At 36.9% G+C, this 11644-nt stretch carries 11 protein-coding genes and 1 other annotated feature; all 11 genes read right to left on the reverse strand.

The window, feature by feature from the left end; all coding sequences use genetic code 11:
- Window positions 1-163: 163 nt before the first annotated feature.
- The 11 genes from ANG_RS06130 to dapA all read right to left on the reverse strand — a co-directional run bounded on the left by ANG_RS06130 (window position 164) and on the right by dapA (window position 11637).
- A complete protein-coding gene (locus ANG_RS06130; protein WP_025271803.1) occupies window positions 164-2770 on the reverse strand; it encodes a pneumococcal-type histidine triad protein in 2607 nt (868 codons plus the stop codon).
- Window positions 2771-2778: 8 nt separating this feature from the next.
- Window positions 2779-3702, reverse strand: a complete 924-nt coding sequence (locus ANG_RS06135; RefSeq protein ID WP_025271804.1) for a metal ABC transporter solute-binding protein, Zn/Mn family — start codon at window positions 3700-3702, stop codon at window positions 2779-2781.
- A gap of 143 nt (window positions 3703-3845) precedes the next feature.
- The gene (trmD, locus tag ANG_RS06140; protein WP_003036718.1) at window positions 3846-4571 is read right to left on the reverse strand and encodes a tRNA (guanosine(37)-N1)-methyltransferase TrmD; all 726 of its coding nucleotides are present in this window, start codon (window positions 4569-4571) and stop codon (window positions 3846-3848) included.
- Complete coding sequence (gene rimM / locus ANG_RS06145) at window positions 4561-5079, reverse strand: ribosome maturation factor RimM (RefSeq protein ID WP_003036664.1); 519 nt, start codon at window positions 5077-5079, stop codon at window positions 4561-4563. The genes trmD and rimM overlap by 11 nt, the downstream gene beginning before the upstream one ends.
- A gap of 236 nt (window positions 5080-5315) precedes the next feature.
- Window positions 5316-6890: an ATP-binding cassette domain-containing protein gene (locus ANG_RS06150; RefSeq protein WP_025271805.1), complete on the reverse strand. Its 1575-nt coding sequence runs from the start codon at window positions 6888-6890 to the stop codon at window positions 5316-5318.
- A gap of 334 nt (window positions 6891-7224) precedes the next feature.
- Window positions 7225-8013, reverse strand: a complete 789-nt coding sequence (locus ANG_RS06155; RefSeq protein WP_003036681.1) for a hypothetical protein — start codon at window positions 8011-8013, stop codon at window positions 7225-7227.
- 334 nt (window positions 8014-8347) lie between these two features.
- Window positions 8348-8716 (reverse strand): 50S ribosomal protein L7/L12, encoded by a 369-nt coding sequence (gene rplL, locus ANG_RS06160; protein WP_003024225.1) that lies wholly within the window; start codon window positions 8714-8716, stop codon window positions 8348-8350.
- A gap of 72 nt (window positions 8717-8788) precedes the next feature.
- On the reverse strand, window positions 8789-9289 hold the full coding sequence (gene rplJ / locus ANG_RS06165) for a 50S ribosomal protein L10 (RefSeq protein WP_001287274.1): 501 nt from the start codon (window positions 9287-9289) through the stop codon (window positions 8789-8791).
- A 38-nt stretch (window positions 9290-9327) separates the two neighbouring features.
- Window positions 9328-9463 (reverse strand) — a sequence feature (ribosomal protein L10 leader region).
- Between the two features lie 145 nt (window positions 9464-9608).
- A complete protein-coding gene (locus ANG_RS11450) occupies window positions 9609-10034 on the reverse strand; it encodes a hypothetical protein (protein ID WP_003033648.1) in 426 nt (141 codons plus the stop codon).
- Window positions 10027-10461 (reverse strand): MerR family transcriptional regulator, encoded by a 435-nt coding sequence (locus tag ANG_RS11455; RefSeq protein ID WP_003033567.1) that lies wholly within the window; start codon window positions 10459-10461, stop codon window positions 10027-10029. The genes ANG_RS11450 and ANG_RS11455 overlap by 8 nt, the downstream gene beginning before the upstream one ends.
- A 294-nt stretch (window positions 10462-10755) precedes the next feature.
- A complete protein-coding gene (gene dapA, locus ANG_RS06175) occupies window positions 10756-11637 on the reverse strand; it encodes a 4-hydroxy-tetrahydrodipicolinate synthase (protein ID WP_025271806.1) in 882 nt (293 codons plus the stop codon).
- Window positions 11638-11644 lie beyond the last annotated feature (7 nt).

The following is an 11644-nucleotide window of genomic DNA, read 5'->3' on the forward strand; positions in this document are numbered from 1 at the left end:
GGACGAAGCAAATCAATTGTGATTAAGGCTAGCTGACCCTCGGACGGTGTGAATCTCTTTTAGTTTATCTTATCCGCCCGGCGGACAAGATAAACTTCCCTTTATAAACATAGAACAACAAAAGAGGTGGAAAATAAATTTCCAACTCTTGAGGGGGGCGTTGTTAAGAAACCAATTCTCCTGTGAGTACATTGATAGACTTGACAGTACCTGTTGTATCAGTATAGCTGACCGTCTTGTTTTCAGGATGATAGGTAAACTTTTCTAAGCTCAAACCATATTTAAAAGCAATTTTAATCATTTTTGCTCGGAAATCTTGCAGAGACAATCCATAGCTTGCTGCGCGTGCCTTTTCAGCTTCTTCTTCAGCATTAACTGTTGGTTTTTCAGTCCCTTTTGAATTTTCCTTTTCATCATCTACCTCTTTACTTGCAGAGTCGTCTTTCTTATCTTCTGGCTCTTCATTTGGTGCATAGTTCTTTCCGTTATCTGATTGATTTTTCTTACCATGCTGACTAGAATTACCAAAACCATTGTCAGAATGCGGACGGTCTCCTGGATGAGTGACGTAATATTTCACGGTCGCAAGGAAATCTTCCATACTGTAGCCGTCAGGTGCTTTGTAAAGTCCTTGATCAAACCAAGAAAGAGAGATATTATGATAATGGTCATGATGCGGAATAATGAGCTGACCGTTTTTCATGTCTACAACATAGGCTGTGTTATAAGGCATCGCTTCAACCGGCACCTTTTTAGCTGGGGTTACACGATTGTAAATAGACAAAGCTGTTTCCTTATTTGGATTCGTTTGGTTATCTTCAGATTTTTGAGGCTTTTTATTCTTCATATAAGCTTCTGCCGCCTGTCTTTCTGACTTGGACAAATCGCTCTTAGGAATATAATGACTGTGATTCATGTGCGGAGCTGTATAGCCATCGCCTTGGTCTTCCGTCAAATCATGTGGATCAAAGATATAACCGTCTGATGTTGCATAACGACCTGCAGCTTTAGCTAATGCTACTTCATCAGCCGTATAAGCAATTTGCGAATTTGCTTTGCCTGCGCGTTCAGGGTGCTGTACCTCACTTGACAATTTCAAAACCTTATCCAATAAGGCAAGCTTATCCACATTCGGATTGGCAGCCTGTTGCATGAGGTCTTCAACCGTTGCCAGTTGTGCTTTATCCCCTTTGCTTTCAAGCGTTTGACGAATTGGTGTTAAGACTTTCTTGAAAGCAGCAACGATTTCAGCATTTTTCTTTGTCAGTCCCGCTTGTGTTTCCGGATCAACCGCCTTGACGATTTCAGACAACAAATCTTTCACTTTTTGAAGCACTGTTGCTTTTTCTTCTGTTCCAAGAGTGAAGCCAGATTTGATACCAGCGAGTTGCTCTTCAAAGTTTGCCTTTTGACTAGCATTTGTCACCTTACTCATCAAACTTTCAGCCTTATTGATAAAGGTTTGAATCTGTTCATCCGTCACTTCTGTCTCAGATGGTTCTTCTTTTGGCTTTTCAGGCTCTTTGCTTGGCTCAGTTTGCTTGCCATCATTAGGTTTGTTTGGCTGTGTTTGGTCCTTGCCCGTATCTTGGTTCGGTTTACTTGGGTTTGTCTGTTGATTACTTTGACCAGCTAGCTTTTTCGCTTCTGAATAGTCCATACCAGGAACAATCATCCGCGAAATTTTTTCTTCTAGTGGCGACATTTGACTATAGTAAATGAAATGATAATGATTACCATGTGGCACTGCCACCCCACTAGAAGATTTTTTAGTAATCTGTGCCGGGTCAAATATCAAACCATCAGATTCCACATGACGTTGGTTTAACGGCATCAAGTACAGTTGTTTTAACAGATTGATGATTTCTTGATGAGCAGATGGAGTATTCTGATGACTTGGTTGTGATGGCTGCGCATGATAATTATTGCCCTGATGGGTCTGTGTTCCCGGCGTTGATGGTTGGTAATGAATAGAAGGTAGTGTAGTTCCGCCATTTGATGGTCTTGATGGCGTTGGACTTGGACTCGGAGTTGATGTCGTACCGCCAGATTTGTGTTTGTTGTCCCAATAGCTCTGAGCAGCAGCTAACTCACTAGGAGACAAATCTTTCTTTGGAATATAATGGAAATGATTACCATGCGGTACGATGAAGCCATCTCCAGTATCTTCTATCACATCTGTCGGATTGAAGACATAGCCGTCATCCGTCGTATAACGACCTTGCGCACGAGCTTCTTTGACAGCTGTTGTTACAGCACCACCTTTCGCTCCCTTATGGCCTTTGCCACTATATTCTGCCCTTTGGCGAGCAATTTCTTCTTTTGTACGAACATTACTGGTATGATTTGGATCTTTCAAGTAAAGGTAATATTTCCCATTTACCTTGATAATGTAGCCATCTTTCACTTCGTTGATAATATCAGACTGCTGCAAGGTATAGTTTGGATCCCGCATAATCAGCTCTTCACTGATAATCGCATCATAAGGGACTTTCCCATTATAATAATGATAATGATCACCGTGAGAAGTTACGTAACCTTGGTCTGTAATTTTGACAACAATCTGTTCCGCATTGATTCCTTCTTTTGCGCTCACTTCATCAGGCGACAAATTCTCTGCTTGCTTGCCCTTGTTTGCTTTAGATTTTCCATTTACATAAGCAACACGGTTATTTTCCTTGCTAGATACTGTCTGATGACGCCCCAGCTCATAGCTACACAAACTTAGGACAACAACTGCAACAGAACCGATAAGATATTTTTTCTTCATGATTCTCCTCATTTTTTCAATTCTTTTGCCAATGTCGCTAGATTGGCTTCTAGATTTTCAAGATAAGTATGATTATTTTGCGGATCAGCTTCCAAAGGGTTTAATTGTTTTAGTTTAACGCCTGTAGATTTGACCAAAGTTTTCGCAACTTTTGATGAAGCATTACTTTCCACAAAAATGGTTTTAACTTTATAAGTTTTGACAAATTCTTCAATTTCCGTCAATTGGCGCGGACTTGGTTCCTGCTCTGGAGAAATCCCGGCAATCCCCAACTGCCTCAATCCAAATCGCTTCGCCAAATAAGAAAAGGCAGTATGCTGCGTCACAAATGTTTTTTGCCTTGCAGCTTTGAAAATCGGTTGATATTTTTTAGTCAATTCTTTTGCCTTACCTGCCAGCTCTTTCGCGTTTTTTTGATAGGTTTCTTTATTTTTACTATCAATCTTCGAAAGTTTATCAGCGATAATCTGTGCTTCTTCTGCCACTTTTTCTGGGTCTAACCACGTGTGTGGATCGTAAAGAGTCTTTTCATCCACTCCTTCACCAGCAGCTACATCTTCTAATCCCGGCACACGCTCCAGCTTCATCCCTTCTGAAGCTTCAAGTACCTTCACTTTAGATTTTTTTAGATTTGGATCCAATTTTCCTGCCCATGACTCTAGTGTATGAGAATGGTAAACAAAGACATCCGCATCATAGATAGCTGCTACATCGTTGGCTGATGGTTCAAAGGAATGAATACCGCTACTGGATTGAATCATCCGAACATCGTTTAAATCGCCTGATACTTCTTTGACCATGGCATAAATCGGGTAAAAACTTGTTACAATTTTCATTCCCTTGCTCTGCTTTTTGCTACCTGCACCGCACGCCGTCAGCAGCAAAACCAGTCCTGCCACAAAAATAGAAAATAAATATTTCCTTAATTTCATATATCACTCCTTAACTAGTGTTTAACCAGTTTATTAACTGGTTAATATGATACCATGATAGAAATTAGCTGTCAAGAATTTTTTATCTGTTTTTTTAACAATAATAAAAAAGCTTTCTAAATAACATTAGAAAACTTTTACTCTTACCAATCGCTTTTTTCTTTACGAATCTCTTCCAGCATTTCAGCTTCTTCTGCTGTGAACTCATATTTTTCTAGCAAATCTGGACGACGCTCGTAAGTCTTTTTCAAACTCTCATACAGACGCCATTTTCGGATATTTTCATGATGACCACTCATCAAAATATCTGGCACAACCATTCCACGAAAATCATACGGGCGAGTATATTGAGGATATTCTAAAAGCCCTGATGAAAAACTATCATCAGTATGACTGGCTTCCTTACCAAGAACTTCAGGAATCAGCCGTACCGTCGCATCGATCATCGTCATGGCAGCCAATTCTCCACCGGTCAAAACATAGTCTCCAAGCGAGATTTCGTCTGTCACCAAACTTTTAATCCGCTCATCATAACCTTCATAATGTCCACAAATAAAAATCAATTCTTCTTCTTGGGAAAGCTCTTCCGCATAGGCTTGATTAAATGTTCGACCAGCAGGATCCAACAAAACGACTCGTGGCTGCTTTTTTTCAATCGCATCATAAGCATCAAAAATTGGTTGCGCTCTGAGCAGCATTCCCTGACCGCCCCCATAAGGCTCGTCATCAACGTGTCTCGATTTCTCTGCATTTTCTCGAAAATTATGATAGTGAATCTCTAGTAATCCTTTTTCGCGCGCCTTGCCAACTATTGAATGCTCTAAAGGGGCAAACATCTCCGGAAATAGGGTCAAAATATCAATCTTCATCGTCCAGTCCTTCCGGAATTTCCACATCTACTCGACTATTTTCAAGATCAATATTCAATACAACAGGCGGAATATAAGGCAACAGTAAATCACGCTTGCCTTTGCGCTTTACCACCCAGACATCATTAGCACCGGGCTGCAAAATTTCTTTAATTGTTCCAATCAAAATATCCTGTTCATAAACATTCAAGCCAATAATTTCATGATAGTAAAATTCGCCTTCATCTAAATCCGATAAATCTTCTTCAGCCACTTTCAAAGTAAAATCCCGATATTTCTCAATGTCATTGATATGGTACATTCCTTTGAATTTGATAATATCAAAATTTTTCATCTTACGATGACTAGCAATTTCCACATTCATGACAAAATTATCTTTCTTATCAAAAAGTCCCAACATACTTCCCTTTTTAAAACGTTCCTCTGCAAAATCCGTCACCGATAGTACACGCATTTCACCTTGCAAACCTTGCGTATTCACAATCTTTCCAACATTATAATAGTTCATTTTCTCTCCAAGTACTAGCATTATCTTTTTTATTTTATCATTAATAAAGGGAATTCTCAAGAAAACAAAAACCCACCCACGCCATGATATGATATACTCCCCTTATAGTGGACAATGAAAAAACAAAAATTCACTAAAACTATAAGGGGAGTTTTTCTATACTTTCTATAAATTAGCTCAAGCGTATTATATATAGCTTGGAGCTTCTATCACAAAAAAGAGCTATCAAAAATAGCTCAATATTTTCCTAAGTCTAAAATTTGATTATATCTACTTTCATCCTCAATATGGTGAGCAATTTCTAGCATCATAACAGGTAGAGAAAACAGTAGATCACGCACCATCTGGCTGTTTTCCTCGTCCAAGGCAGCAGTTACCTCATCTACTAGTAAAACATCCTTTTTACGCAGAAGAAATCTTGCCAGTTCAATCCGAACCCTCTGACCACCCGAAATATTGTCACCATTGTTACTGACAACAAAGTCCAACCCTTCTGTTAATTCATTGTCGAGCTTGACTTGTTTTAAAACAAACCACAAATCTTCATCAGAAAAGACTTGTCCCAAAGTCAAATTATATCGAACTGTGTCATTAAAAAGGAATGGATGCTGGCTAATAATACCAACACTAGATACAAAATGAGATGTATAGTTATTAGTTGTTGTCACACCAGTAATCTGACCTTCATCAGCCTGCTCCTCACCAATAATTATCCGAAACAAGGTCGATTTCCCACAGCCACTCGGTCCCTTGATTAAAACTTTCTGACCAGTTTGGATGTCCAAATTCAGATGGGTAAAAAGCTGTCTGCTACCATAAGATTTACTTAAATTTTGGATGTGCAGGGCACGAAGTTCTTGCATATCATCTTTCGCCAGTTGTTTATCATCTTTACTGTCTAATACTCCATAAATCTTGTCCGCAGTCGTTTTTGCCCCTTGGATATCTACTGTATCATACATGATTGTCTGGATAGGACTCACCAACTGACCAGCTGCGATATACATGGCGACAAGACTAGCGACAGATACCCTATGACCATTCATGGAAAAGAAGAAACCTAACACAAGCGGTAAAACCTGACTCAGAAATACCATAAAGCCATTACAAAAGAAGACGATATTATGGGTGAAGCAAAATTTTTGGATAGCTCGTTGATATTTCCAATTCACATTCCATAATTTTTGTCTATTTTCCAGAATCGCTTGATTCATGAGCAGAGTCTGCGCCCCTCGGATGCTGTCAGATACCTGATTATGAACCTCCACTCTGTCTTGAGCCATATCGTCACCAGTATGTTTGAGCCTTTTGTTCATTAAATATTGAGGAATAGGGCGTAAGATAGTAAAGAAGACAAAAATACTCCCCAGTAACAGATTTTGCGTAATAATATAAATTGCTGTTAGTAAAGCAACAAATCCCCAGCAAATTATGTTAATGTACTTTTCTAAATAATTATCCCCCAAATACTCCATATCCTGTGTGAGCATGGTGATTTTTTCATCTTCACTATAATCCTTATTTGTCATTAACTTACCAAATAAATCTGCTCTCATATTCATCTGAATCTCACGTCGAAATACGTTATGCGTGTGATTGCAAAAGAGCATCAAGCTATACAAGACAAAGTAGACTGTAAAACCAAAAAGAGCAAATTGCACTATCTTAAAATAGGTTAGTTCTCCTTGGTTTAAGGACAAAGCTCGAGATACTACTAAAGGTTGAGCAAGAGCCAATCCTCCATTTGCCAGTGCCCCGATGACAGTATAAAATTTCGTTTTCTTATCCAGATAGTGAAAAATTTTATTCATAATGTCCTCCTGGAAAAATAGAGAGGCTAGCACTCCTCTCCATATTACCGTTTCTAATCTACTAACTGCAAATATTACAGGTATTGGTTACAGTTTCTGATCTCTTAGGAAGTTCTTTGTTTTTCTTTAAATGCATTATATAATTATACATCAATTTTATAAAAAATAACCCCCCACAAAAATTATGGGGATGTTTGTAGAGAAGTTCTAAAAGAAAACTTCACTTTTTATATCACTTTTACTATTAACAAAAAGCTATAAAACTCGGATTACAGCCTTAAAAAATTAATAATTAATTATTTAGGAATAGTTCTAACAATTACTAAAATACTAACTAGATAACAATTATACTATCTCTTCCAAGGGAAATTGAATCTTCTTTATTTAGTAAAAAAGTTTCCTCATAACTGTTCATTGAAATTTTGGATATTGAATTATAAAGGTCACAATCATCTGGTAATTCATAATTATAATTTGAGTATTCTTCTAACAGATAGAATATTTCTTTATTAATTCCAATCTGATAACCTTCAAATTCTACTAAAGTATATTCTATTCCATTTAAATTTTTGATTTCTATTTTTTTATTATTAGACGACAATAATTCGATAATATTTTTATAATAGTGTAAAATTGCAACATTAGCGTCTAAAGAGTATTCTAATTCCCCATCATATTCAGGATCAACATCACAAAATTTTAATTCATCATCTTGGAAATAAGAACCTGTTATATGTCTCTCAAAGCGAGTTATATAATGGTAATTACCAGAAGACTCCTTAAATGTCAATTGACCAATTGAGTTAACCTGTTTTTTTGCTTTGGTAATAGTACGATTATCTATACTATTCTTCACACTACCTTTAGCTTCAATTAAATAAGCATTATTTATACTACCATATCCTAAACCAAAGAAATCAGGAAAATATTTAGTGGTGTTTACTACCCTGGAGATAGCAGGATCCTTTAGATGATATAAATAAGGAATTTTATATTCTTTTTCTGCAATTGCATATGCTGATAGTATGCCAATAAAATAGGAGATAGCTGATTTAATAGATGTTTCCGAATTAGAATAATCACCTGTTATATAAAACTTCTGATTACTCTCTGTTAAAGCCATATTAACTAAATGAAAATAAAATCTTTGTCCACTAAAGGATACACCTTTATTCCTAAAACCACCAGCATTTATAAGATATCTTATAAAATCCTTTTTTGAAAGAGGAATTGTTTTTTTATATTAACTTTCTTATTGATATAATTATTAACAGTATTATAAAATAATACATCAATCATAAGTTTAAATCCTTAATAAAATTTAGAAAACACCCCCACAAAAAATTGTGGGGGTGTTTGTGGGGAAGTTTCTAAAGAAACATTTCCTATTCTATCGCCTTTACTATTAACTAAAGGCTTTTAAACTCGGCTTTCCCCCTTAAACAATCAATGAACGATTATTTAAGAGTAACTGAAGCTCCAGCTTCTTCCAATTTAGTTTTGATTTCTTCTGCTTCTGCAGTTGCAACACCTTCTTTAACAACAGTTGGTGCTCCGTCAACCAATTCTTTAGCTTCTTTAAGACCAAGACCTGTAATTTCACGAACAGCTTTGATAACGCCGACTTTCTTGTCGCCTGCTGCAGTCAATTCAACGTCAAATGAATCTTTTGCAGCGGCAGCTTCACCAGCGCCAGCAGCAGCTACAGCTACAGGAGCAGCTGCAGTTACACCAAATTCTTCTTCGATAGCTTTTACAAGGTCGTTCAATTCAAGGATTGAAGCCTCTTTAATTTCAGCAATAATATTTTCAATGTTCAATGCCATTGTTATTTCCTCCAAATATGTTTTCGTTATTTATTATTAGTTTGTAGCTAGGCTACGCTGCATAGCTTAAGATTAAGCTGCGTCTTCTTTGTTGTCTGCAACCGCTTTGACCGCAAGAGCAACGTTGCGCACTGGCGCTTGAAGTACAGAAAGGAGCATAGAAAGAAGTCCTTCGCGGTTTGGAAGAGTTGCAAGAGCAACGATTTCTTCTTTAGATGCGACAGCGCCTTCGATTGCACCACCTTTGATTTCAAGTGCTTCAGCGTTTTTAGCAAAGTCGTTCAAGATTTTCGCTGGTGCGATAACATCTTCGTTAGAAAATGCTACTGCAGATGGTCCAACAAATACTGATGCAAGATCTTCAAGACCAGCTTTTTCAGCTGCACGACGCAAGATTGAGTTTTTAATGACTTTATACTCAACTTCGCTTCCACGAAGCTCACGACGAAGAACTGTATCTTGCTCAACTGTCAAACCACGAGCGTCTACAACGACGATAGATGCAGCAGCTTTCATTTTTTCAGCTACTACGTCAACTAGTTCCGCTTTTTTAGCAATAATTGCTTCACTCATTAGTGTGTTCACCTCCGTAATTATTTTGCTTGGGGAATTTTTTCAAAAGAAAAACGCGCCCAAACCTAGACACGAAAGTACAATACGCTTCTTTTTACATGATACGTTTTGTCCTCGGTAGGATCTTTATGAGTCGAACTCCCCTACTGTCTTAGGCAGTTTTTTCAAACCATTAATGATTGTAACATAAGAAAAAAAAGATTGCAAGAGTTTTTAATAATTTTTTTATAATAAAGTGAAAGTCTATCCTTTGGGGTAAGCAGATACATTAAATTTTTGAAAAAAGCACCAGCTCACTCGGAGTAGATGCCTTATACTCTTATAACTCTCTAGCTTTCAAATATTGCTCGTTTGCAATAAGTATTTTTTTGTAATACTGATCATAACTCTTACTAAATTTCCTTATTAGTGGAATTGCTATTTCATAATATTTATTGTCTAACATAAATGTTTGTAATTTATCTTGAATTGTTTTCATAAGACTATTTTTATAATTGTCGCTATTTTTATAATCTTGATATTGAGCTATAATATTCTTATTTTCTTTTAGCCACTTTTCGACATTTTCTATTGCTTCAATTTTTGACGCATTAACTTCTTTTAGTACTTTCATATCAAAAGCAGAGCTTACTTCTTCAATATAATCTTGTTCTTCTTTACTAAGATTAAAAGAAGGAAGACTATCTAGATAGTTAACAAATTTTTTATAAGCTTCTTTTCCATCCTCTCTTAAATGTTCATTCAAAAATGGCTGGTATGCAGAAAAAATTAATTGCCCAAAATATCCTGGAAATGTTTTTTTCTAATCTCTCATAAATACTTTCTTCTGCTTCTATCAAAGCTATCTTATCATCAATAAGAGTCTGGCTTTCTTTCTTAACGATTAGCTTAATAACCTCTTTCCTCTTTTGTTCAATATCCAGCTGATGTTGTTTTCTTCTAAGTATGGAAGATAATGAATTCCCATTTGAAGATAAGCATTCTTTTATCTCAGATATACTAAGCCCAACTTTTCTAAATAAAGATATCTTACTCAAGATTTTCATGTCTTCGTCGCTATAATCTCGATAACCATTTTCTAATTTCAAAGGCTTAATCAATCCTTTTTCCTCGTAGTACTCAATTGCTTTTCTGGTCAAACCAGTTTTATTTTGAATTTCATTTCTCAACATGATGCACCACCTCCTCAATTAGATGATATCCCAGCCCCTAACGGACAGGTCAAGCCCTTAATTAAATATTTTCTCGTAATATCTGGTGATGAAAAACATAATTAATGGAAAACATTCAACTGAAATCGCAATAGAATTGCCGGTAAATAAGCCTTTACAGAAATACAAATAACAGCAATAATCCACATCAAAGGCATTAGATGCCAAAGTCCTCCGTAATGAAAAAAATTAATTACTTTAATAAGAAATTTTAACAACATCTTTACGACTTTTTACAAATCTAAAATGGTTATTTCAATCTTCAAAAAATGGAAGGATAGAGGCTTTTTCTGCCTCTGTACAGGCAACAAGCGGGAGGCGGAGTGGTCCGACTTCAAATCCTTGAGAATTTAGCACAGCTTTAAGTGGTGCTGGGCTAGTCACAGAAAAGAGAGCTTCTATTTTGGGTAACAACTGACGTTGAATCTGAGCAGCTTTTTTCAGCTTACCCTCATCTAAAGCAGCAAACATTTCATAAAAGTCATCTCCATTGGTATGAGCCGCAACAGATATAACGCCCTGTGCTCCGATTGCCTTTGCATGAAAAGCTTGTCCGTCTTCCCCAGTATAAATTAGAAAGTCCTGTGGAGCGTTTTCAACCAAATGAGTAAGAGCATCTATGCCTGTACAATCCTTGATTGCAATAATATTTGGCAATTGTGCTAAGCGCAAGGAAGTTTCTACTGTCAAACCAGCAACCGTTCGGCTAGGAACATTATAAACGATGACTGGCAGATTTGAAGCTTCCGCAATCGCTTTATAATGCTGATATAGACCTTCTTGAGTCGGTTTGTTGTAATAAGGAGTCACTGCAAGTCCGGCAGCAAAACCACCAAATTTGTCAACTTCACGCGCGAATTCAACTGAATCTCGAGTATCATTTGTACCAATTCCGGCTATCAACGGAACCCGCCCTTTTACAATCTTTTGAACTGCTGCAAATAATTCTAGCTCCTCTTCATGCGTCAGAGTTGGGCTTTCGCCTGTCGTTCCTGCGATAATCAATCCTTCTGTATGATGCGCTAAAAGATGTTCAATCAGCTTAGAAAGAGCCTCAAAGTTAATGCTACCGTCCTCTTTAAACGGTGTTACAAGTGCTGTTATGATTCTTGCTTTTTTTAAATCTTCTATAGACATAAACTTC

The organism is Streptococcus anginosus subsp. whileyi MAS624, assembly GCF_000478925.1.
Classification (GTDB): Bacteria; Bacillota; Bacilli; order Lactobacillales; family Streptococcaceae; genus Streptococcus; species Streptococcus whileyi.